Raw genomic sequence first — 21,308 nt, forward strand, 5'->3', positions numbered from 1 at the left:
GGCACCCGAGGCCCGGCCGAAGGGCCCTGCGGCGCCGGTTCTGCCTGCCGCCCCTGACGCCCCAGTGTCGGGAGGCTGGCCGGGCCGGCCGCTGCCGCCGTGACGCCCGGGGCGGGTCAGCCGCCTGCGGGGCCGGCGCTGTTGCGGAAGGCGCGATCCCACCGGACGCAGGCAGCGCAACCGACGCGGGATGGCCGTCGAGATGAGCCCCCCGAACCGCCCTATTTTCCTGGAGCGACATGGCTACCGGCAGCGACGCCTGCTTGATGCGGCCCGGCTTCTGCCGGTGCTGGGACTGATCCTGCTGGCGGTGCCCATGCTCTGGCCGCAGGGCGATGCGGGGGGGATGGCCTCTGCCGAGGATCCGACGGGGGGCGGTCTGCCGACCTCTCGGGCGATCATCTACATCTTCGTGACCTGGGGGGCGCTGGCGGCGCTCTCGTCGTTGCTGGTGCGGGCCCTGCCGGCTGCTGCCATCGAGAGGCTGGACGCGGGAATGCCGCCTCTTCCGCCCGGCGCAGCCCCGCCCGAAACTGACCCGCCCGAGAAGGACCCGCCCGAGAAGGACCCGCCTGACGTGGACCTGCCCAAGGAGCGGGAAGAGCTGACCGGGTGGGCTGCGACGCCCTCGACCGGGGCGGGGGCCGAAACACTGGCCGAGATGGCAGTCGATCCGGGGGCGGGTGCAACGAGTGACCCTCTGGGCGGACGGCGCCCCGGCGCGGCTGACGGTCCGTCGCAGCAACCCGCCCGTCAGGACGGCTCGGACCCGAGAGCTGGGCACGGTCTGACAGACAGGACGGAAAGGCAAGGCGGACCGGATGGTCAGGATGGGCGCGAGGGCGGTGGCTGATGGCCTCTCTCAACCTGCTCATCGGGGTTTGCCTGGCCTATGGCGCCTTCCTCTTCCTCGTCGCCTTCGGGGCCGAGCGGGCGGCGCTGCGGGGGCGGTCGGGGTGGCTGCGGTCTCCGGCGGTCTATACGCTGTCGCTGTCGATCTACTGCACCGCCTGGACCTTCTACGGCGCGGTCGGTTACGCGGCGCGCTCGGGGCTTGAGTACCTGACCATTTACATCGGCCCGACCCTGGTGATGATCGGCTGGTTCTGGGCGCTCAGAAAGATCGTCCGCATCGGGCGCAGCCAGCGCATCACCTCGGTCGCCGACCTGATCAGCTCTCGCTTCGGCAAGTCGAACCTGCTGGCGGTGGCGGTGACGCTGATCGCCGTGGTCGGCACCACCCCCTATATCGCGCTCCAGTTGCAGTCGGTGACGCAGAGCTTCGCCGTCTTCGCCGCCGCCGACCCCTCGGCGCGGATGGGCGACGAGACCCGGACCACCGCGCTCTGGGTTGCCATGGGGCTGGCAGCCTTCACCGTGCTCTTCGGCACCCGCAACCTCGATGCGAACGAACGTCACCACGGCGTCGTCATGGCGATCGCGGTCGAGGCCGTGGTCAAGCTCTGCGCCCTGCTGGCGGTGGGCATCTACGTCGTCTGGGGCCTGGGCGGCGGCGTGGCCGAAACGCTGGCCCGCATCGACGCCTCGCCCCGGCTGGGGCAGTGGCATGTCTCGGCCGGGCGCTGGTCGGGGCTGATCTTCCTGGCCGCTGCGGCCTTCCTCTGCCTGCCGCGCATGTTCCAGGTGCTAGTGGTCGAGAACGAGGACGAGCGCCACCTGCGCACCGCCTCCTGGGCCTTCCCGACCTATGTCATGCTGATGAGCCTCTTCGTCATGCCGATCGCCGTCGCCGGGCTGACCATGCTGCCGCGCGGCGCGAACCCGGACATGTTCGTGCTGACCCTGCCGCTGTCGCAGGGGCAGACGGGGCTGGCGGTATTTTCCTTCATCGGCGGCTTCAGCTCCGCCACCTCCATGGTGATCGTGGCCGCCATCGCGCTGTCGACCATGGTGTCCAACCACATCGTCATGCCGATCTGGCTGAAGCTGGAGCCGGGGCGGGGCGCGGTGGTCTCGGGCGATGTGCGCAACGTGGTGATCACGGCGCGGCGGATCTCGATCGTGGCGGTGCTGTTCCTCGGCTACCTCTACTATCGCCTGTCGGGGGGCGGCGCGGCGCTGGCGGCCATCGGACTGATCTCCTTCTCGGGGGTAGCGCAGTTCCTGCCGGCGATGATCGGCGGCATCTTCTGGCGGGGTGCGGCGCGCAGCGGGGCGATGACCGGGCTGGCGGTCGGCTTCGCCATCTGGCTGTGGTGCCTCTTCCTGCCCTCCTTCGGCGAGGGCGTGGTGATCCCTGCGCAGGTGATGCAGCACGGACCGTTCGGCCTCAGCTGGCTGCGTCCCTATGCCTTTTTCGGCATCGAGGGGCTGGACCCGCTGGTGCATGGGGTTCTCTGGTCGATCCTGATCAACACCAGCCTCTTCGTCGGGATCTCGATCTTCTCGTTCCCCTCGCCGATGGAGCGCCTGCAGGGCGCGCAGTTCGTCAATGTCTTCCAGCATTCGGCCAGCCCGCGCGGCTGGGAGGGTGGCACGGCCCAGAGCGAGGACCTGATGGTCATGGCGCAGCGTCTGCTGGGCGCGCGCGAGGCGCAGTTGCTGTTCCAGCGCGAGGCGGCCCGGCAGGGGGTGCAGGGCTACCTGCCCGAACCCACGGGCGAATTCCTGCAGGTGCTGGAGCGCGAGCTGTCGGGCTCGGTCGGGGCGGCCACCGCCCATGCCATGGTCGGCCAGATCGTCGGGCGCACCGCCGTCTCGGTCGAGGACCTCATGGCGGTGGCCGACGAGACGGCGCAGATCATGGAGTACTCCAGCCAGCTGGAAGCCAAGTCGACCGAGCTGACCCGCACAGCGCGCCAGTTGCGGCTGGCCAACGAGAAGCTGACCCAGCTTTCGGTGCAGAAGGATGCCTTCCTCAGCCAGATCAGCCACGAGCTGCGCACCCCGATGACCTCGATCCGCTCTTTCTCCGAGATCCTGCGCGATGCCGATGACCTCGGCGAGGCGCAGAAGGCACGCTATGCGCAGGTGATCCACGACGAGGCCCTGCGGCTGACCCGCCTGCTGGACGACCTGCTGGACCTGTCGGTGCTGGAAAACGGGCAGGTGAACCTCAACCTTGCCCGGGTGCGGCTGCGCGACGTGCTGGATCACGCGGTGGCCGCCAGCGGGGCCGACCGGGGCGAGATGGTGCTGCACCGCAACCCGGTGCAGGAGGATGTCTGGATCGAGACCGACAGCGACCGGCTGGCGCAGGTCTTCATCAATCTCATCGCCAATGCGCGCAAGTACTGCGATGCCGATCTGCCCGAGCTGCGGATCTCGCTGCGTCGCGAGGGCGGGCTGATGATGGTGGACTTCATCGACAACGGCTCGGGGATCGAGACCGGCCAGCAGGGGATGATCTTCGAGAAGTTCTCGCGGATCGGAGAGCAGAAGGCCGGTGGCGCCGGTCTGGGGCTGGCGATCTGCCGCGAGATCATGGCCCGGCTGGGGGGCGCGATCTCGTACCTGCCGGGGCAGGGAGGGGCCGCTTTCCGTGTCGTCCTGCCGCAGGAGCGTGCAATCGCCGCCAGATAGGGGGCGGCTTCAGTGAATGGTAACCATCTGACGCCTAGAACCGTCCAAGGAGTCCGCGAAATGCGGTGGCGGTAACATGGCAACCAGCGAATCGAACGCGGTCCTGCGCAAGAAGGCGTCGGCGGCGCGTGAAACCTATCAGGCCCGGGCGATGTCCCCGGACAAGGCCCTGCGCCTCGCGCTGGCCAAGAGTGCGGATGAGCTGCTCGAGCTGCCGCTGGTGGTGTTGTCGTGCCAGTACGACTTCCTCACGGCCGAGGACCTGGCGGAACAGCTTTCGGATGAGGCGCTGCTGATCCTGCTGGACGGGGCGCAGCGGATCCCCGGCGCGCTGATGCTGGATCTGGCCTCGACCTCGGCGCTGGTGGAACAGAACACCATGGGCCGGGTCAGCCCGCTTGCGCCCGAGGCGCGGGCGACCACCAGCACCGATGCGGCGCTGGTCGGGCCACTGATCGACGATGTCTTCCTGCGCGTCGCGATGATGCTGGAAGGTGATCGCAGCGCCGGATGGATGACCGGTTTCACCTTTGGCGTCCGGATCGAGAATGTGCGCCTGCTGACTTTGGCGCTGGAAACCCCCGATTTCCATGTCTTCCGGTTGCATGTCGAATACGGCAACACCCGCCAGGGCGAGATGTTGATCGCCTTGCCCGACCGCAGCCACCTGCCCGCGCTCGAACAAGAGGGTGAGGCGGCGGGTGGCGGTGCCACGGTCGGCGATGCGGTGATGGCGGCCCCGGCCACGATCGAGGCGGTGCTGAAGCGGGTGACCATGCCCTTTGCAAAGATCCGGGGCCTGAAGGTGGGGGACGTGATCGAGATCCCGCGCGAGGCGTTGGAACAAACCCGGCTGGAGACCCCGGGTGAGAAGGGCCGCCCGACCTGTCTCGGGCGCGTCCGGCTCGGGCAGATGAACGGCTTCCGCGCGGTGCGTCTGACGATGGCCGAACTGGCCGAGGCCCGCGCCGCCGTCGAGGCGTCAGGCGAGGGCGCGCGACCCGGGGCGGCTTCGGGCGGCGGCGCGCCGCTTTCTCTCGATTTCGGCGCGGACGAGGGGGAGATGACGGCGGATCCCGAGATGGCGATGCCGGATCTGCCCGACCTCTCCGCCAGCGAGGGGGCGATGATGGGCGACCTGCCTGACCTCGGGGCGGGCGATGACGACTTCCCTGCGATGGGAGAACTGCCGGACCTGCCGGATCTCTCCGACCTGCCGGAACTGACCTCAGAAGGGGAAGAGAGCGAGGGGGATGGCGGCTTTCCGATGATGTCCATGGCCGATCTGCCGGACCTGGAGGACTGAGGCGGGCAGGTCTGCGCGCCGTGACGGAAGTGGAGCTCAAGTGAAGGGGCAACCGGCAGGCAGGCCGGAGGGCGGCGTTTCAGCGGGCGGGGGCGCGGATGGCAGGCGGATCAGGCAGGACACGAGGGCGGGATATCGTGCGGCTCGTCCGCGCTGGGAGGCCAGTCGACATGCCCTGCGCCAAGTGTTCGGCGCCAGGCGGATGCGGCCAGTGCGGCGCCAGGGCGGGGCGCGCTCGACGGCGCGACTTCGGGGCTCAGCACGGCGGAGCCAGACCTGTCGGATAGGCAAAGGCCGGGAGGGGAGGTTTTGTGAACGTGAGTGCCGGGCGCCGAAAGCCTGGCTCTGAAGCGTCGGGCCTCAAAACGCCGGCCAGTGTAACCCGTGGGCCTTCTGATCAGAGGGCGCCGAAATGCGGGCCGTTCAATCAGAAAGGCCAGGGAAACAGGGCTCTGGTTCACTGGCTTTTGGACACTGGGCCTTCGGAAAGACACTGGGCGTCGGAAACGCAGGCCCCTGAAGCACAAGCCTATGAAATACGGGCCCCAGGAACACAGGCCCCAGGCACACAGGCCCCAGAAACACAGGCGTCTCAAACACAGGCGTCTGAAACACTGGGGGCCGGGACACAGGGCTTCGATACAAAGGGCTGAGACGCACTGCGCTCCGAAACATTGACCTTTTAAGCATCACGCCCGGAGACACAGGGCCTCCGGAACAGAGGTCTCAGAAGCGCAGGGCCCCATACACTGGGGGACACGCCACCGGCCTCCGGTGTATTGGCTCCTCGCGCACCGGCACCCAAGCCCCAGACGATTGCCACGCGGCAGGGGCCCCGGGCATGCCGGGGCCGCTCTGGCACACGAAGGGCGTGTCAGCCCTTCAGCTGTTCCAGGCGCGGGCGCAGGCCCGACAGGTCATAGCCGGCGCGGGCGGTGGTCGAGAGGATCTCGTCGATGTCGAGGCTGCCCTCGGAGGCCTTGCCAAGCGACCAGATGACAGAGCAGCGGGTGCCCGAGGCGCAATAGGCCAGCACCGGGCCCTCGGCTTCGGCCAGCGACATCTGGCGCGCGATGTTCTCGGGCGTCATCGTGTCGTGGGTCAGGGGCAGCACCGCGAAGTCCAGGCCCGCGGCTTCGGCGGCCTTGGCCATCTGCGCGGCATGCAGGTGCGGCGGGTTCTCGGCATCCGGGCGGTTGCAGATGATCCGGGTGAAACCGGCCTCGCGGATCGCGGCCATGTCGGCCGGGTCGATCTGGGGCGAGACGGAATAGCTGGGGGTGAGCTGACGAATATCCATGGCCAAGTCCTACGGGGGCGACGCGATCCTGTCCAGATCGCCCGTGCACCCTAGCGCGCCGGAGCCGGCGGTGTCGCGACCTTCTGCCACCCTTGGCGCATTTCGCTTTGGGCAGGGCCGCCGCTTTCGCTATACTTGACCCTAGGGGCCCCCGCAGGAGGAGCAGGGCCCTGATCACCCGAAAGACCGGACGGTTCCCGCACCGTGGCTGCTGCGTTGCGGCATCGTCCCAGAACCCCGGAGGAGCAATCCATGAATGCGATCACCACCGAGGACCTGCACCGCAAACTGGCCGATGTATCGGACCTGATCTCGGGCACGCGGCCCGGATCGCGGCACCGCCATCTGCCGCAACTGCATGCGCTGGTAGGGGATTTCGCCCGCAAGGGGGTCGGTGTACCGCCCCGGCTGCGCCAGCTTCAGGAAGACCTGACCAACGAGGCGATCGAGAGTCGCTTCGACAACATGCCGATCTGAGGCAAGTTTCCGGCCAGGCTCACCGCATCATGTATGCATCATCGACGCACGGGCCCGCGCCAGCATGGCGTGGGCTCTTCTCTTGCGGAGGCGGCGGCGCGGTCGCGGCGGCGCAGCATGCGACGGATGGGCCCCGCGGCGCGGCCGGGCGACCGAATCGCGCAGGCGCCGGCCGGCTGTCGCAGGGCCTCAGCCCAGCCAGATGCCGAAGATCACCAGCATCAGCCCGAAGACCGAGAGCAGCAAACCGCCGAGGTTCAGCGGCATGGCCCGGCTGATTGCCTGCCGCAGGGCCTCGTCCTCGAGGCCGGCGGCCCGCGCCCGTGCCACCTTGACGATCGACCAGACCAGCATGGCCAGCCCGACCAGCGAGACGGCGGCGCCGCCCCAGATCATGATTTCCATCCGTGCCTCCTGAAGATGCGTCCTCGCGCCTAGCCCGGGCGAGGCCGCGTTGCAAGCGCCGCGCGGCGATTGGCCCCTTGCGGCGCGGCCCGCCCCCGGCTAGCTAGGGGCCTTGCCCGCGCAGGCCAGAGGAGACGGAAGATGATGGAAGACGAAGACAACAAGGCCGTGGAAAACTACCGCGTCACCGCTGGTGAACTGCGCGCCTTCGTCGAGCGCTACGAGCGGCTGGAAGCCGAGAAGAAGGACATCGCGGACCAGCAGAAAGAGGTCATGGCCGAGGCCAAGGGCCGTGGCTACGACGTGAAGGTCCTGCGCAAGATCGTCGCCCTTCGCAAGCGCGAGCCCAACGATATCGCCGAAGAAGAGGCGGTGCTGGAACTCTACAAGGAAGCGCTCGGCATGAGCTGAGCCGGCAGCGGGGGCCGAAGGGGTCCCGCGTCAGCGACCGGAGCGGTCTGGCGGCTTCGCCAGCCGGGAACACGCCGCGAGAAGGGTCGCCAGCAGAGCGCGGGCCCACCCCGGCGCGACAGCTGGTCCCGTCACGGGCGGCGGTCAGCGGATCTTCGATCCCTGCGGGCGGCCCGCGATCCCGTCGCCCTGCCGCCGCGCCTCTTTCGGTACCCCCAACCCGACGTGAAACGGCCTGCCGCCGGGGCGGTCGGGCAAGCTGGCAGGCCCAGAAGGCCGCGTCGTGCCACATGACAGCATCGGATTGCAGGACAGCCTCGGGCCGCGGAACGGCAGCGGGGCTGTCTCCATGCCGGTCAGGGCGTGATCATCCGCACGCCGGGCATCTGAGAGATTTCCTCCAGGTCGTCCTCGTAGAGTTCCGTCAGCAGGTCTACCGTCAGCTCGTCCCAATCGGGGCCCACAAGCTCTTCCTCCATGGCCTCGTCGACGGCGAACTTGTCGAGGAAGGCGGCGGCCGCACGGCGGCGCTGGTCACCGGTCAGATCCGGGTGATCGGCCAGGTAGCCGGCGAAGCGCGTCAGCCCCTCGGGCGACATGATGTCCTGCAGGATGTCGAATTCGCCGAGGATCTCCTCATCTTCCGAGAGGTCGCCCATGCGGCGCATCACCTCACCCCAGATCAGCGGCACGTCTTCCTGGCACCAGATCGTCAGGCCGATGTCGGGCAGGGTGTGCCGGATGCGGTCGATCAGTTCGGACCAGCGCAGGGTCAGCGGATCGGTGCCTTCCATGAAGGCGGCGAAGCTGTCGTGTGGCGAGGCGGCGAAGACATCGGGCAGGTAGGTGACCGGGTTGCGGATCGCCAGGAACAACTCGATGCGGTCCGGCGCGAAGAACTCGCGGAAATCGGCCAGCTTGGATTCGGCGCGGGGGTAGAACTGCCCGCGCGAGACCGCCAGCTTGGGAACGCAGAAGAAATTCTCGTTCGACAGGATCAGCCGCCCGGGCGTCTCGTGGTCGAGGATCTGTTGCAGCAGCGTGTCGCGGGCGCCGGGATCGGGGGGCTGGTCGCTGAGCGCCTGAAGCGCGTCGCGCAGGCTGCGCCGGTAGCGCGCAGGGCCGGGCACCGCCACCGCGGCGGCATGCAGCAGGTCGGCATTGCGCAGCAGGCCCTTGATCAGGCGGTCCGCTTCCGTCCCGTGTACCCCTGCATGTAGAACCACTTCCATGGCGGCCAGCCTCGCGTCCGAACGTGTCACCTATACAGGCTGCCGTCTGGACAGGCAAAGCGGTTTCAGGCAACCAGAGGGGCGATGAGCACTGCCGAACGACCCTCTGCCCCCCTGGCCGCCCGCCGCCGGCTGCGCCTGTCGCCCTGGTCCGCCGGGGCGTTGGTGATCGCGGCCGTGGTGTTGCTGCCGATACTGTCGGTGATCTGGACCGCAGCCTGGCCCGAGACCAACATCTGGCCGCATCTCGTCGCCACCACCCTGCCGCGCTACCTTGGCAACTCGTTGATCCTGATGGGCTCTGTCGGGGCGCTGACCGGCGTGGTGGGCAGCGGCGCGGCCTGGCTGATCACCCGCTACCGCTTCCCGGCAAGCCGCTGGCTGGAGTACCTGCTGCTGCTGCCCATGGCGATCCCGGCCTATGTCGGGGCCTATGCCCTGGTCGATTTCCTGGAATACTCGGGCCCGGTGCAGTCCGGCCTGCGACAGCTCTTCGGCTGGTCCAATGCGCGCGACTACTGGTTCCCCGAGGTGCGCTCGATCGAGGCGGCGGTGCTGGTGCTCTCGGCCTCGCTCTATCCCTATGTCTACCTGCTGTCCCGCGCGGCCTTCCGCGAGCAGTCCGGCGGCGCGGAAGAGGTCGCACGGTCGCTGGGCCGCGGCCCCTGGCGGCGGTTCGTCAGCATCGGCCTGCCGATGGCCCGCCCCGCCATCGCCGCCGCCGTGGCCATCGTGATGATGGAGACGGTGAACGATTTCGGCACGGTGGACTACTTTGCGGTGCAGACGCTGACCACGGGCATCTTCTCGGTCTGGCTGCAAAGCTACAATGCCGGTGGCGCGGCGCAGATCGCCTGCGTGATCCTGGCGCTTGTCGTGGCGCTGGTGCTGCTGGAGCGCGGCTCGCGCCGGCGGCTGCGCTACTACAACCTCTCGAGCCGCCATCGCCCGGTCGAACGTCAGCCCCTCGGCGGGTTGCGCGCCTGGGCGGCTTTCCTCGCCTGCACGTTGCCCTTTGCCCTGGGCTTCCTGCTGCCGGGAGCGGTGATCCTGTCGCATGCGCTGCGGGTGCCCGAGGCCTGGGTCGACCCCGGCCTGTTGCGCGCGCTGCTGCACACGCTGACGGTCTGCGGGCTGGCGGCGATGATTACCGTTCTGGCGGCGGTCTTCCTGGTCTACGGGGTGCGGCTCTCCGGCGCCCGCCTGCCACGCCTGCTGATGCCGGTCACCACCATCGGCTATGCTGCCCCGGGCGCGGTGCTGGCGGTCGGCATCCTGGTGCCCCTGGCCGGTCTCGACCATCGCCTGGCCGACGGGCTGGAGGCGCTGACCGGCCGCGATCCGGGCCTGCTGCTGACCGGCACCGGCTTTGCCCTGGTGCTGGCCTATTGCGTGCGCTTCTTCGCCATCGCCCAGGGCGCGGCGGACAGCGCCATGGGCCGCATCCCGCCCTCGCTGCCCATGGCGGCGCGCTCGCTGGGCCGCAACCGCCGCGCGGTGCTGCGAGAGGTGCATTTCCCGCTCATCCGCGGCTCACTCGCCTCGGCCCTGTTGCTGGTCTTCGTCGATGCGGTGAAGGAACTGCCCGCCACCCTGTTGCTGCGCCCCTTCAACTACGACACCCTGGCCACCCGGGTGCACGAAAAGGCCAGCCTGGAGCAACTGGGAGAGGCCTCTCCCGCCGCGCTGATGGTCGTCGCGGTAGGGCTGGTCGCGGTGGCCCTGCTGGCCCGCGCGAACCGCTGAGCGAGCTCTTGATCCGCCGTGTCATTCCGCGTAAACGGCTCGGGATGCCCCTATAGCTCAGCTGGTAGAGCAACTGATTTGTAATCAGTGGGTCCGCGGTTCGAGTCCGTGTGGGGGCACCATAACTCACTGAAAATAAAACAAATTTTTCGTATGCCTGTGTATGCGTCCGAACGTCCGAATTCGTCCGAGTCGGACGGTGACCGCATTCGGATGCGATGTGTAGTGGCCTTCACTGGGCGCCGCGCGCTGCGGCGGCCAGCCGCAGCAGCGGTGACATCACTTGCGAATTCGGTGCGATCGACAGGAGTGCCTCGAGACCATCGAGGCTGACCCGAGCCCCCTGCATGTCGAGTCCTGCCTCGAGCCCAAGGAACTGGAACGGTTCGCCGCAGTCCTCGCACTTGACCCGAACCTCGGCCATGAACCGGCCGGTGTCCTCAAGTCTCGCTACCTTCACGCTGGCGCCGAAATTAGTATGCTTGCAAGCCATTGCTTCGTTCCTTACTCGCTCTCGCCTTCGTATCCGAAGGCGACGGTGTATTCGGCTGCCTCTGATAGCGTGTCAGCCAAGCGTCTATGTCCGTTTCCACGTTCGCGGACAGCTTGCTTACGTAGCCATTCTGAGGCTTTCCTTAGGTCACCGCGGGACGCGGCAGCGCGGCCGGAGCTTTCGCCCTCCCAGCCTGGAGGCATGAGAAATCCAGCGGCCGAGCGATGGCCTCCCCCACCGTAAGATGCCGCGATCTCCGAAACATCGAGGCCGTCGGCGCGCGACCGCAGCGAGAAGGCCCGCCCTTTCGGTCCGTCGACATAGGTAGCGGCAAAGGGTTCGCCGACCGCCATGGCGCCGGCGGTATCGGACGCTAACGCGTATGGAGCTGCAGCGACCGGCACATTGTATCCGCCGATGATCATGCGGCGCTGCGAGACATCCATCACCTGGCGCACCATCTTGTCGTGGGCGCGCAGGATTGCCTCACCTTCGGCCGCCACCCGGCCGATATCGGTATCAGCCTGCAGGCGGGCGTCCAGATCGTCCCAAGTGGACCAGGTCATTTCGTGGGAGGCGATCACCGCATTGATCTCGCGGGATTGGTCGATATTCCAGCGCCAGAGGTCCCGATCGGCAACGACCTCGACCAGGAACGGTCGCTGTCCGCCGCAGAAGTAGTCCCAGGCCATTTGCGCACCACTGCGCTCCATGTCGAACAGTGCCACAGGATTGCCGGCATTGGCGCGCTGCACCTCCCAGGTCTCTGCCGGTTTAGGCATCGCTGCCAGATCAGCTTGGGCGGTCTTGTGGTGATCGAGGACCAATATCGATCGGGCTTTCAGGGCCATGCGCTCAAGCACCGCCCACTTGTAGCTGAAATCCACGATGATGACGTCAGCGCCGAGGACACTTGGCGGCTCGCTTCCGTAGCCGGCCGGAACGAAAGTGACGCTGTTACCGAGCGCCATCCGAACACACCAGGCGGCGGTAAAGCCGTCCGCGCAGTTGGCGTGGTAGATGCAGATAGTCGTGGTCATGTGGGGTCTCCTAGGTCAGCTGGCCGGGGAGAGGGCGCGTCTTCTCGCTGCTGCGATCGTGCTCGATCGCCTTTTCGCTATCTGCGGTGCGCCAATCCGGCCAGGTCCGCGCCTCGTTGCGGGCCTGTTTCGCAAGGATCAGCCTGCAAGCGAGGTCAGCGACGAATTCCGGATCCCCACGAACGCCGGTGCAATATGCGAGGCGGCGGGTCAGCCCGTCCAAGGCCAGGATCACAACGTCAACCCATTCGTCCGACTCACCGTTGGAGGTTTGCACCTCCACGAGCTCTTTCCGAATATGATCAATTACGCCCGCAGTTCGCACGCCGGGGCCGTAGGTCGCGTGGCTAAATGCCATCTGACGGATAAGATGCTGCTTAAGGTCCATTCTGTTGCCTCCTGGCAGGTGACTAGCTGGGCTTTGAAGGGGCGGTCGTCATCGCGGCCACGGTTTTCCGGTGGAACGCTTCGAGCTCGTCCACCCACTGCTGCATGAAGATGAGGTCGCCATCGGTCTCGCTTATCCCGTCGTCGAGACCGGCGGTCATCACGGCAAACAGTTCGGCCGCACCGGCAAAGAAGCAGATGCGCATCTCACGTAGCTGGTCAGGGCTGGCGTTTGGGTAGGCCGAGGCAGTGAAAACCTTGAAACACTCGTCTATCAGCCTCCCTCGCCGCGCCATTTTGCGGATCCGGTCGCGGGTCATTTGGTCAATGCTGGGCATGTTCGCTCCTAGGCAAGGGATGGTCGGAATTGCAGGTCGGACAGGGATGCCCGCGCCTATTTGCAGAAATGGTCCAGGTGTCGTGGATCCATCCGGTATCGTGGCCGCATCGACTGCAGGTGAAGCGGATGCCCTTCGCGCCGCCTGGAAGGTGCCCTGCATCTTCGATATGCATGCGGATGATGCGCCGGCGGGGTATGTCCTGGTCTGGAAAGAGATATGGCTGGCGTCGGCCCATCTAGAACACCAGCGCCCCGACCAGAATTCCGGCGCCGAAGATGCACCATCCGATGATCGCCAGCACGAAACCTGTGCCGTGCGGCGCCTCCCTGTTCTCTCTGGGCGCGTTATCTCGCATCTCTCTCCTCCAGTTCTACAAGGCCCGGGCCGGATCGCGTCGGCAGGGCGAGCAAAGACGGTTGCCAGGCCCGGAGCTGATGAAGCGATCCCCACAACACAGGCAGGCACGGTCCCGCTGCCGGGATTGCTTCTCGAGGCGCGTCGCGGCGCCGACGGCGGTGTACTCGCAGGAAAAGTGAGGGCTGACCCGCTCGGCACCGTTGAACACCGCCCAGCTTCTGCCAGATCCCCTGACGTCCAGATGCAGCCCGTTGCTCACGCGGCTTCCTCCTGGTGCCTGGCCACCCGCCACTTCGGGTGCAGCATCACGTTCAGCTCGACCATGATCGCCCGGCAGACCCGCCGCATGTGCAGGCTGTCGCTGCTGTCGGCGTGACGCTGGGCCTTGGCGCGGATCGCGTTGAGGCGGCGGATCTCTTTGGCTGAACGGTTCATGTCTCGTCCTCCTCTCGGCCGGGCCGGCGGATCGCGCCGATCGCGCGGCTCGAGGTCTCGAAGCTTGCCGGCATGTAGGTGGTCGTCAGCTGCGCGTTCTGCGCGGCCGTGTTGCCCAGGACATCGCCCACGTCGCTCTTCGAGGCGCCGCCCTGGCGGGCCCAGACGGCCCCGGTGCGGCGCAGGTCGCGGAACTGGATGGTGGCGCAGCTGGCCAGCGTCTCGGCGGCGCGCTTGCGCAGCGCGGCCCAGTCCTTCTGGAACTCGTCGATCCGCCAGAGGCCATTGCGGCCGGGCAGCAGCAGGGCGTCCGGATCGTTGGTCTCGCGGTGCCGGCGCTCGATCAGCGCCAGGTTCTCGGGGTGGACGGGCAGGCCGCCCTCGGTGCCACGCTTGGCGCGGGTGAAGATCCAGGCCCAGCCCTTGCGCTCGATGACGCGGTCGCCCTCGAGGGCGGACCAGGTGACCTGGCGAAACGCGCCGACCCGGGCAGCCAGGACATCGGCCTGGCGCTGGCCCTGGAAGAGCGAGAGGCGCATGGCATCTGCCACGGCTCGGGCGCGCGGGGTGGCGAGATCCTCGGCCGCGGCCTCGAGGGCGGCGAGCTCGTCGGTGGTCAGGATCCGGCTGCGCGGCGCCGGCACCTCGAGCCCGAGGCGCAGGCAGGGGTTGGAGTTGTGGGCGCGCCACTCGATCCGCTCGGCGTAGGACATGAGGATCGACATCATGGCGATCAGGCGCTTCGCCTGGGTTTGGCCGCGCTCTCGCTGCAGGCTCTTGCCCCAGCGATACATCACGCCGTGGGTCAGATCCCCGACCAGCTCGTCGCCCCATTTCTCCTCGATGACCTTCAGCCAGCCGCGGTAGCTGCGCTGCGTCGCGGGCTTGACCTGGTCCAGCTCGTCCTGGCGGTAGCCGGCAATCAGCGCGCCAACAGTGCGGTGGCCACGGCGGGCCTCGTCCGGACCGACGCCGTCGCGCTGCGCCCGCCGGGCCTTCTCGGCTTCGCGCTTGGCCTGGGTGACGGTCCAGCTGGGGCGGTCGACGTCGAGTTCGATCGAACAGAAGCCGAGATCCCGCTGCGGCGCGGTCGGTTCCCACCAGACCCGCCAGCTGCCGTCCGCGCGCTGGCGCTGGCGCAGGCCCGTGACCTTGTCGGTGATCGGTGGCTTGCGGGTCCGGCTCACTGGATGGTCCCCCGGGCGCCGGCCTTCTGGCGCACCTGGACGATCCAGTTGCGGATCGCGCTAGGCAGGCCGCTGGTGCTGGAGGCGCGGAAGCCCAGCATGGAGAAGAAGACACCGGTGATGCCTTCGCTGATCTTCGCCGGCGCATCGCGACGGGTTTCCAGGGCGTGCTTCAGCTCACGCAGCTCTTCGCGCTGCCGGCGGCGGCTGGCCTCGTAGTCGTCGAGGTTGAAGGGCGTGAGCCCCGCGACCATGGCCTCGAGTTCGTCCGCGGCGCTGAGCACCAGCTGGCGGTGGGATTGGTCGGCAAAGTCCTTCATGCGCTTGCTGCCTTCTGCATGAGCCTGTCGGCCCTGGTCTTCGGAACGGGTGCCTGGTGCTGCTGGTCCGTGGGGGCGAGCCCCTGGCGTTCGATCCAGGCGAAGATCGCGGTGCGGCGCCAGAGCAGCGGCCGCTTGGAGTGCGGCATCGGCGGCGGGAAGTCGTGGTCCCGTTCCAGCCAGTCGCGCTTGGCGTTGAAGCTGGGCAGGGACATCTGCAGCAGCTGCGCGACCTCGGCGGTCGGGATGAAGATCGGGGTGGCGTCTGTCATGGCGGAGCCTCCAGGCTGTCCAGGATTTCCGAAACCCGGCCGGCCAGCGGCAGCTGGACGGCGCGGGAGGCGACGCGGGCAAAGGTCATGTTGGTGCGGCTGGCGCCGGGCAGGGCGGCGAGGGCATCGGCCCAGCGGTCCGCCCAGGGCGTGTCCTCAAAGACGCGCACCAGGAAGGCGACGGACCGGCCGGAGGCGACGCAGAGCGCCGGCGTCTCCGGCCGGATCCGCAGGCCGCCATAGGCGAGCTGGCGGTTGGCGGCCTGTGCCTCCGCGCCGTCCCATCCCAAGGCGGCGCGGATCCAGTCGGCCAGGAAACGGGGCACGTCTCCGGCCGGGAAATAGGGGTGCCCCAGCAGATGCGCGAGGCAGTCGGCCCCGGTCTCAGCAGAGCGGTAGCCGTCGGTGACATTGATCCCGACCAGCTTCTGGCCCGGTTTCAGGCTGCGCCTGGCCATGCGCTCGGCCTCGGCCGCGCTGCCGGCGGGAATGGTGTAGTGACGGCATAGCTCTTCCGTCACGGTCGCGCGGTAGTGGCGCAGACCGTCCATCTTGGTCAGGGTTGTCATGGGGCTACCTTGTCAGGTGGTTTCCGCTGCCTTGTTCACGTCCTCGGGGCCGTCCAGGACCAGGGCGAACGAAAGGGCGTTCAGCATTTCGCGGGTGGTGGAATAGGCGCCAAGCTCTCGGCCCATGATGCTCATGTCGGCAGATCGCTGGCTGATCACCCAGCCGCCGTTGGGAAGAGGGCGGAGGATCAGCGGCTCGTCCAGCTTGAAGACGCCAATCGTGGGGTGGTCACTGTGCATGATCACGCCCTCCCTACGCTGCTGCCAGCAGCTCGCCATCGAGCGAGAGGCGGATCATCGGATACTTGAACCACTGGTCCGGCCCGCCGTTCTTGCGGAAGTGGACGATGCGATCCTCGTGCAGGCGCTCGACGTCGACGACGTGTTCGCCGTTGGCGTAGAGCCAGGAGCAAAGCCCGGCATCCTCGATCACGCCGGTTTCGAAGTTGACCGTCAGGCGGATCAGGTCCTGGCCCCGGTCTTCGAGTTCGATCTGGTATGCCATGCTGACCTCTTCGGGATGTTGTCCCCGCGTGCGCCCTGCGCGGGGAGTGGGTGGGACCGGGCCGGTAATGTGGGGACTGACCGGGGGCGCCCCGCCGGGACCTCAGGCGTCCGCGAGGGACGCGCGATGCTGGTCGAGAAGGATGATGTTGCTGTCGCCGGTGATCGTGCGGCAGGCCTCGCGGCGCAGGAGCAGCTCGTCGAAGAGCGGACCCATGGCCGACAGCAGCGCAACGCATTCGGCGTCAGTCAGGTTGTCGCCGCGGTAGGCGGCATAGGCGTAGTCGCGAAGGGAGCGCAGCTGCCGGTTATCTACCGGCCCCGGCCGCGCAAGCGGGATGCTGTCGTGATGAGCCACAATGGCCTCCTGAGCTGTCTCTGCTCAGGAAGTTAGGAGTTGTGACCCGTGACCGTCAATACAAAAAAAGTGAAAAAATCAAATTTAGTGCAGCACGGGTGTCGCGAATAGTGAAAACCTGTTCGATGTTGGGTCGAGGGTGTAGCCGATGGTTACGGTAGTGCTCTTGCCTGGCTCGTTGATCAGGATTGTATCTGAATGGACGAAGTCGCGGACGGTGCTGGAAACGTTTTGGTGGCTGGTGTTCGCCTTGATCGCCGCCCATACCTCCTCACGCTGCGCTCCCGAAAAGGTTGTTGAGCAACTTATTTCCTTGGGGTTGGTGACTTGCGCGATCTCCCAGTGTGTCCATGCGCCGTTGATCGGTAGGGTTACCCAGACCTCGACCTCTCCGCCAGTGTAGTGAGGGGGGCGGTCGAGAAGGTCTGGTTCGGTTAGGACTTTAACTTGCCTGCCGTGTTCGTATCCAGTCAGTGCGCTCATGTCCCCGTTGACGCAGGTGAGGTAGAAGAGCTTGGCTAGTGTATACGAGGTGGCTTGGGCTTGCTCTGAATGGGCCGGAGCGCTCAAGAGGATCGCCAGCACTGATGCCAGGGATGCTGGGGTTACCTTCGCCACGACGCAATGACCTTTCCGCGAATGACCGTATTGATGGTGTCGACCACGCTAATGTCTCGGTGTGCGGGGTCGGCGCTGTCTGCGACTAGGACGGGAGTCTGGAGGCGCCGAAGTGCAGTCTTGTGGCCCGCCTTTGAGCGATGGTGCAGCTCGGCCAGTACGACGTCCCCAGAGCGGCAAGTCTCGGATTGATTTCGGTCGATTACTAGGTGGTCGCCAGGCATGTACCCGGAGAGTTGCATTGCCGAGCTGACTACCGTCCAGATTTCTAAGCCGTCACGTGGGGTGATAAGGCAGTTCGCAATCTTCTGTGCGGAGATCTTCTCGTGGTTGGAGCCTTGTAGGGGGAGGGCGTCCGCGTCAGTCTGGTTCTCTCTGAGCCGCTTTGCATGTTGCGGCGCAAGATAGCTACTTACTCTCCGGTCTGACTGGTCCACGCTGCCCGGTGCATCATTCTCGGCGCCTGGCGAGGTCACTCCTGCATGGAGCAGGACTTCATCTATTGGAACATTGAGGGCATCTGCGAAGGCTTGCGCCCATTCGAGCGACATCTTTTGTCGGCCAGTGTAGATCCGGGAAACGACGGATCGATCGCGACCCAGGTGGTTCGCGATGTCTTCAGCTGTGATGCCAGCCTTTTTCTGCTGAGCTTTGAACCATTTGTCATCCATCGTGACAGCAGGTAAGCGCCTCTTGCCACACATTCATGGGTGAAAAACTCAAAATTTGTGTTGCGCTGCAAATTGTGTGCGCGCTAAGTCTGGTGTCATGAGTAACCACCTGACACCAGTGGCTGTAGCCGAACGCATCATCGGGCCGATCGAGAAGATCGCCCTGATATGCGGCTATTCCGACAAGGCCGGCTACGGGTGGCGCCACTCCTCCAGCCGCCGACGCGAGGGCGACTTCCCCACCATGGGCGTCGTGCGCAGCATCCTGGCCCATGCCAGCGCGCATGACCTGCCGCTTCGGCCCGAATGGCTGATCTGGGGCGCCGATGCGGCCCAGGTCGAGGCCGCGATCGCCGCCCACCAGGGCGCGACCTCCGTGCCGCTGCTCCGTCCGGAGGTGGCCGCGCAATGAACCTCCCCCTGTCCGCCTGTTGTCCTCATCAGACTTCTGCCTCGGCGGACGGGATCACTGTCTCGGCGCGCATGCTCTCTTCTGCGCGCCGGGACCTTTTCCAATTCCCATCGGCTGCAGGGGCGCTTGCCCCTCGGCCGGGCGCGGGACGGGTCAGATGCGGGCAAGGCCCGCGCCCGCGCCGAAACACCGCCGCCGAGCAGACCGCCTTTCCTTCGGGGCGGGGCGGCGGCGAAGGCGCGGCCGGGACCAGGGCGGCTCCCGGCTGCGCCCGTCCGGGGGCCGATCATGGTCGGTCGTGACGAAACCTTCCTGAAGACCCGCGCCTGGGTGGCGGGGATGCAGGCCCGCCACTCGCCCGAGGTGGACCTGCGGCTGCTGGAAGATCTGCGCTGCAGTGCCGAGGCGCTGGACGAGACCAGCACCCTGCGGGCGCTGATCCTGGATTTCCGCCAGGCGCTGCAGGTGGCGGGACGAGATGCGGCGCAACGCGCTGCGGCGGGGAAGGCCCTGACCGACGGCATTCATCATCTGACGCTGGCCGAGGTCGGCGAGAACGCAAGGAGGATCTCCGGTGACTGAGCGTATGACGATGTCCGACCAGATCGCGGTGAATGCCGCGCTGGCCCTGGTGCTGACCGTGGTTCCCGATGCGGGCCGCGAGCGCATGCACCTCGATATCCTTCGCCTCGAGGCGGCGCGGATGCGCGAGGGGCGGCCGCTGTTCGATCCCTTCATCGCGGCCGCCAAGGAACTGGTCGAGGCGGACAGCGGCGTCGGGCGCCGGCGGGGCGACTGGAGCTCGGCCATGTGGCGCATGAAGGATGCGCTGGTCCGGATCGTCGAATGGCGCCTGGGTGAGGCCCAGGAGGTCATGCGCTCCTCCACCCACACCCGGGAGGAAGCGGCATGAGCCTGGACGAGCTGAAGGCCGAGCTGAACCGTGAGATGATCGAGGCCCAGGCCCGCCAGCGGGCGGTCGACCTGGTCGAGACGGCCGCCGAGGCGGTGCGGGTCCTGGCTCTGCCAGTCGAGCTGCAGGCTATCGGCGGCGAGCTGGTGCTGCGGGTGACCGTGTTCGAGCCCATGGTGGTCACATGCAAGCTCGCCTCGGACGCGGGCGGCCACGATGTCGTGAGCCCGGCGCCGGTCCAGGAAGAGGATGCTCCGCGCCCGGAGGAACCGGCCGACGGCGAACCGGCGCAGACCGGCGGAAAATCTGCAGCGGAGGGGCCGAGCAAGGAAGAGGCCGATTTTGCGCCCGCAGCTCTGCCGAAGGACGCGCCGGTCGCCCTGAAGTTGGTGCAGTCGCATCTGAATGCCGTTGGCTACGCCGCGCCCTGGACCCCCGAACTCGATTGCAAGCTGATCGCCGGCCTCACCGGTGGCCGCAAGTTGCCGGCCGTCGCGGGCGACCTGGGGCTGCCGCTCGAGGACTGCCGGCAGCGTTTTGCCTTCCTCTGCCCCGAACCGGGCTTCGAGGCGCAATCCCGTCTGCTGAAGGTCCTGCAGCACAGGGCCGGCCAGACACAACCCGAGAAGGAGTAGGACATGGATTTCGGAGACGCGCTGCGCGCGCTGAAGGCAGGCGCCAAGGTTGCCCGGCAAGGCTGGAACGGAAAGGGGATGTGGATCGCGCTGACCCCGGGTTCAGCGTTCGAGGCGGCCCATGCCAAGTGCGGCCACGCTGCAGCCAAGCGCGCGGCGGAGCTGCAGCCCGATGACGAGATCGAGCTGCTGCCGCACATCGACATGCGCGCGGCCGACGGCTGCATGGTGGTGGGCTGGCTGGCCAGCCAGACCGACATGCTGGCCGAAGACTGGGTGGTGGTCGAGTAATGCCCGCCCCCCTCCGCCAGACCTACAGCCTCGACGAGATCAAGCACATGCTGATCGCGCAGCTGGAGGGCGTCGTCGCGCGCTATGCGCCGCCGGCGGAGGGGAGCCATCGCGCCCATGGCAAGTATTTCACCCTCAACCCCGGGCGCGCCGATCGCCGGGTGGGCAGCTTCTGCATCACCATGTCCGGGCCGAGCGCGGGGCGCTGGAACGACTATGCCGTGGGCGATGTGCCGGGGCAGGGCTTCGGTGACGTGATCGACTTGATCGCCCTCTCTCTCGGCTGCAGCAACACGGAAGCCCTGCGCGAGGCCCGGGCCTTCCTTGGCCTGCAGACGGCCAGCGCCGAGGACGTGGCGCGGCACCGGCAGGCTGCAGAGCGGGCCAAGCGCCTGCAGGCCGAGGCGGTCGCACGTGACCAGGAGAAGCGCGAGGGCCGCGCCCGGGCCGCCCGTGCCATCTGGCACAGCGGCCGCGCGCAGCTGCGCGACACGCCGGTGGATCGCTATCTGCGCGGCAGGGGGATCGACCTGTCGCGCCTCGGCCGCCAGCCCGGCGTGCTGCGCTACGTCTCGCATTGCCGCTATTACCACGAGGATCCCGACACCGGAGAGATCTTCGAAGGTGACTATCCCGCCATGGTCGCGGCCGTGACGGACCGCCAGGGGAAGACGGTGGCCTGTCACCGCACCTGGCTGGCCATCGGTCCGAACGGCTGGGGCAAGGCCGCAGTGCCGGCGCCGAAGAAGGTGCTTGGCGACTATGCGGGCGCCTACATCCCAATCTGGAAGGGCAGGGGGCCGCGCGGTGGCAAGCCGGCGGCCCTGCACCAGGCGGAGCCCGGGCAACATGTCTACATCGCCGAGGGGATCGAGGACGCGCTTTCGGCTGTGCTGCTGCTCGAGGGCGAGGCGCGGGTGCTCGCGGCGATCTCGTTGTCGAACCTCGGCCGGATCCAGCTGCCCCCAACGGTCTCGAGGGTCACCCTCATTGCCGACCAGGACGAGAACACCGCTGCCCGTACTGCGCTCGATCGCGCAATCGAGCTGCATCGCGCCGCCGGCCGGGAGGTCCGGCTGTGGCGG

The 21,308-nt window shown here is 67.4% G+C and carries 29 protein-coding genes and 1 tRNA gene; 13 read left to right on the forward strand and 17 right to left on the reverse strand.

What is annotated here, in order from left to right; all coding sequences use genetic code 11:
• The first annotated feature begins 202 nt into the window (after positions 1–202).
• The 3 genes from OS124_RS27725 (at position 203) to OS124_RS0100735 (ending at position 4,849) form a co-directional block, all read left to right on the forward strand.
• Positions 203–853: a hypothetical protein gene (locus tag OS124_RS27725; RefSeq protein WP_193372564.1), complete on the forward strand. Its 651-nt coding sequence runs from the start codon at positions 203–205 to the stop codon at positions 851–853.
• Positions 853–3,543, forward strand: a complete 2,691-nt coding sequence (locus OS124_RS0100730; RefSeq protein WP_010137334.1) for a sensor histidine kinase — start codon at positions 853–855, stop codon at positions 3,541–3,543. Before OS124_RS27725 ends, OS124_RS0100730 begins: the two co-directional genes overlap by 1 nt.
• Before the next feature lie 76 nt (positions 3,544–3,619).
• On the forward strand, positions 3,620–4,849 hold the full coding sequence (locus tag OS124_RS0100735; RefSeq protein WP_010137335.1) for a flagellar motor switch protein FliM: 1,230 nt from the start codon (positions 3,620–3,622) through the stop codon (positions 4,847–4,849).
• A gap of 874 nt (positions 4,850–5,723) precedes the next feature.
• On the opposite strand, the gene OS124_RS0100740 is transcribed toward OS124_RS0100735, so the two are convergent.
• Complete coding sequence (locus tag OS124_RS0100740) at positions 5,724–6,149, reverse strand: TIGR01244 family sulfur transferase (protein ID WP_010137336.1); 426 nt, start codon at positions 6,147–6,149, stop codon at positions 5,724–5,726.
• Between the two features lie 252 nt (positions 6,150–6,401).
• Between OS124_RS0100740 and OS124_RS23295 the strand changes: the two genes are divergently transcribed.
• Complete coding sequence (locus tag OS124_RS23295) at positions 6,402–6,626, forward strand: hypothetical protein (RefSeq protein WP_010137337.1); 225 nt, start codon at positions 6,402–6,404, stop codon at positions 6,624–6,626.
• A 189-nt stretch (positions 6,627–6,815) separates the two neighbouring features.
• On the opposite strand, the gene OS124_RS0100750 is transcribed toward OS124_RS23295, so the two are convergent.
• On the reverse strand, positions 6,816–7,031 hold the full coding sequence (locus OS124_RS0100750; RefSeq protein ID WP_010137338.1) for a hypothetical protein: 216 nt from the start codon (positions 7,029–7,031) through the stop codon (positions 6,816–6,818).
• A 141-nt stretch (positions 7,032–7,172) separates the two neighbouring features.
• Here OS124_RS0100750 and OS124_RS0100755 point away from each other — a divergent pair, with 141 nt between their 5' ends.
• Positions 7,173–7,442, forward strand: a complete 270-nt coding sequence (locus tag OS124_RS0100755) for a DUF2312 domain-containing protein (protein WP_010137339.1) — start codon at positions 7,173–7,175, stop codon at positions 7,440–7,442.
• A gap of 356 nt (positions 7,443–7,798) precedes the next feature.
• Here OS124_RS0100755 and OS124_RS0100760 read toward each other — a convergent pair whose 3' ends face one another.
• A complete protein-coding gene (locus OS124_RS0100760; RefSeq protein WP_237708049.1) occupies positions 7,799–8,704 on the reverse strand; it encodes a hypothetical protein in 906 nt (301 codons plus the stop codon).
• Between the two features lie 54 nt (positions 8,705–8,758).
• Between OS124_RS0100760 and OS124_RS0100765 the strand changes: the two genes are divergently transcribed.
• Both OS124_RS0100765 and OS124_RS0100770 read left to right on the forward strand, forming a co-directional pair.
• Complete coding sequence (locus OS124_RS0100765) at positions 8,759–10,420, forward strand: ABC transporter permease (RefSeq protein WP_010137341.1); 1,662 nt, start codon at positions 8,759–8,761, stop codon at positions 10,418–10,420.
• A gap of 46 nt (positions 10,421–10,466) precedes the next feature.
• A tRNA-Thr gene (locus OS124_RS0100770) sits at positions 10,467–10,542 on the forward strand.
• Between the two features lie 110 nt (positions 10,543–10,652).
• Here OS124_RS0100770 and OS124_RS0100775 read toward each other — a convergent pair.
• From OS124_RS0100775 to OS124_RS28310, 14 genes are all read right to left on the reverse strand, one after another.
• Entirely contained in the window at positions 10,653–10,913 is a 261-nt protein-coding gene (locus OS124_RS0100775; RefSeq protein WP_010137342.1) for a hypothetical protein, read from the reverse strand.
• Positions 10,914–10,924: 11 nt separating this feature from the next.
• Positions 10,925–11,953 carry a hypothetical protein gene (locus OS124_RS0100780; protein ID WP_010137343.1) on the reverse strand — a complete coding sequence of 343 codons (1,029 nt, stop codon included), beginning with the start codon at positions 11,951–11,953 and terminating at the stop codon, positions 10,925–10,927.
• A gap of 10 nt (positions 11,954–11,963) precedes the next feature.
• A complete protein-coding gene (locus OS124_RS0100785) occupies positions 11,964–12,341 on the reverse strand; it encodes a dATP/dGTP pyrophosphohydrolase domain-containing protein (protein WP_010137344.1) in 378 nt (125 codons plus the stop codon).
• A gap of 22 nt (positions 12,342–12,363) precedes the next feature.
• Positions 12,364–12,678 (reverse strand): hypothetical protein, encoded by a 315-nt coding sequence (locus OS124_RS0100790; RefSeq protein ID WP_010137345.1) that lies wholly within the window; start codon positions 12,676–12,678, stop codon positions 12,364–12,366.
• A 615-nt stretch (positions 12,679–13,293) separates the two neighbouring features.
• Positions 13,294–13,473 carry a hypothetical protein gene (locus OS124_RS0100800; protein WP_029375078.1) on the reverse strand — a complete coding sequence of 60 codons (180 nt, stop codon included), beginning with the start codon at positions 13,471–13,473 and terminating at the stop codon, positions 13,294–13,296.
• Positions 13,470–14,660 carry an integrase gene (locus OS124_RS0100805; RefSeq protein ID WP_010137347.1) on the reverse strand — a complete coding sequence of 397 codons (1,191 nt, stop codon included), beginning with the start codon at positions 14,658–14,660 and terminating at the stop codon, positions 13,470–13,472. The genes OS124_RS0100800 and OS124_RS0100805 overlap by 4 nt, the downstream gene beginning before the upstream one ends.
• Positions 14,657–14,980: a hypothetical protein gene (locus OS124_RS0100810; RefSeq protein WP_010137349.1), complete on the reverse strand. Its 324-nt coding sequence runs from the start codon at positions 14,978–14,980 to the stop codon at positions 14,657–14,659. Before OS124_RS0100810 ends, OS124_RS0100805 begins: the two co-directional genes overlap by 4 nt.
• Positions 14,977–15,252, reverse strand: a complete 276-nt coding sequence (locus tag OS124_RS0100815; protein ID WP_010137350.1) for a helix-turn-helix transcriptional regulator — start codon at positions 15,250–15,252, stop codon at positions 14,977–14,979. The genes OS124_RS0100810 and OS124_RS0100815 overlap by 4 nt, the downstream gene beginning before the upstream one ends.
• Entirely contained in the window at positions 15,249–15,821 is a 573-nt protein-coding gene (locus OS124_RS0100820; RefSeq protein ID WP_010137351.1) for a hypothetical protein, read from the reverse strand. Before OS124_RS0100820 ends, OS124_RS0100815 begins: the two co-directional genes overlap by 4 nt.
• A 12-nt stretch (positions 15,822–15,833) precedes the next feature.
• On the reverse strand, positions 15,834–16,061 hold the full coding sequence (locus OS124_RS0100825; protein WP_010137352.1) for a hypothetical protein: 228 nt from the start codon (positions 16,059–16,061) through the stop codon (positions 15,834–15,836).
• Between the two features lie 13 nt (positions 16,062–16,074).
• On the reverse strand, positions 16,075–16,326 hold the full coding sequence (locus OS124_RS0100830) for a hypothetical protein (RefSeq protein ID WP_010137353.1): 252 nt from the start codon (positions 16,324–16,326) through the stop codon (positions 16,075–16,077).
• 102 nt (positions 16,327–16,428) lie between these two features.
• A complete protein-coding gene (locus OS124_RS0100835; RefSeq protein WP_010137354.1) occupies positions 16,429–16,683 on the reverse strand; it encodes a hypothetical protein in 255 nt (84 codons plus the stop codon).
• 84 nt (positions 16,684–16,767) lie between these two features.
• A complete protein-coding gene (locus tag OS124_RS0100840) occupies positions 16,768–17,301 on the reverse strand; it encodes a hypothetical protein (protein WP_138919377.1) in 534 nt (177 codons plus the stop codon).
• The gene (locus tag OS124_RS28310; RefSeq protein WP_083834499.1) at positions 17,289–18,005 is read right to left on the reverse strand and encodes a helix-turn-helix domain-containing protein; all 717 of its coding nucleotides are present in this window, start codon (positions 18,003–18,005) and stop codon (positions 17,289–17,291) included. The genes OS124_RS0100840 and OS124_RS28310 overlap by 13 nt, the downstream gene beginning before the upstream one ends.
• A 64-nt stretch (positions 18,006–18,069) precedes the next feature.
• Here OS124_RS28310 and OS124_RS0100850 point away from each other — a divergent pair, with 64 nt between their 5' ends.
• The 6 genes from OS124_RS0100850 to OS124_RS0100875 all read left to right on the forward strand — a co-directional run.
• Positions 18,070–18,384 (forward strand): hypothetical protein, encoded by a 315-nt coding sequence (locus tag OS124_RS0100850; RefSeq protein WP_138919378.1) that lies wholly within the window; start codon positions 18,070–18,072, stop codon positions 18,382–18,384.
• A gap of 288 nt (positions 18,385–18,672) precedes the next feature.
• Positions 18,673–18,966, forward strand: coding sequence for a hypothetical protein (locus OS124_RS0100855; protein WP_010137358.1), 294 nt, complete (start codon positions 18,673–18,675; stop codon positions 18,964–18,966).
• On the forward strand, positions 18,959–19,297 hold the full coding sequence (locus tag OS124_RS0100860) for a hypothetical protein (protein ID WP_138919379.1): 339 nt from the start codon (positions 18,959–18,961) through the stop codon (positions 19,295–19,297). Before OS124_RS0100855 ends, OS124_RS0100860 begins: the two co-directional genes overlap by 8 nt.
• Positions 19,294–19,932, forward strand: coding sequence for a hypothetical protein (locus tag OS124_RS0100865; protein ID WP_010137360.1), 639 nt, complete (start codon positions 19,294–19,296; stop codon positions 19,930–19,932). The genes OS124_RS0100860 and OS124_RS0100865 overlap by 4 nt, the downstream gene beginning before the upstream one ends.
• Positions 19,933–19,935: 3 nt before the next feature.
• Positions 19,936–20,223 (forward strand): DUF2829 domain-containing protein, encoded by a 288-nt coding sequence (locus OS124_RS0100870; protein ID WP_010137362.1) that lies wholly within the window; start codon positions 19,936–19,938, stop codon positions 20,221–20,223.
• Positions 20,223–21,308 (forward strand): DUF7146 domain-containing protein (locus OS124_RS0100875; RefSeq protein WP_010137363.1); only part of this gene is annotated, 1,086 nt, incomplete at its 3' end. The genes OS124_RS0100870 and OS124_RS0100875, both read left to right, overlap by 1 nt.

Origin of the sequence: Oceanicola sp. S124 (genome assembly GCF_000220565.1) — a bacterium.
GTDB lineage: Bacteria > Pseudomonadota > Alphaproteobacteria > Rhodobacterales > Rhodobacteraceae > Pseudooceanicola.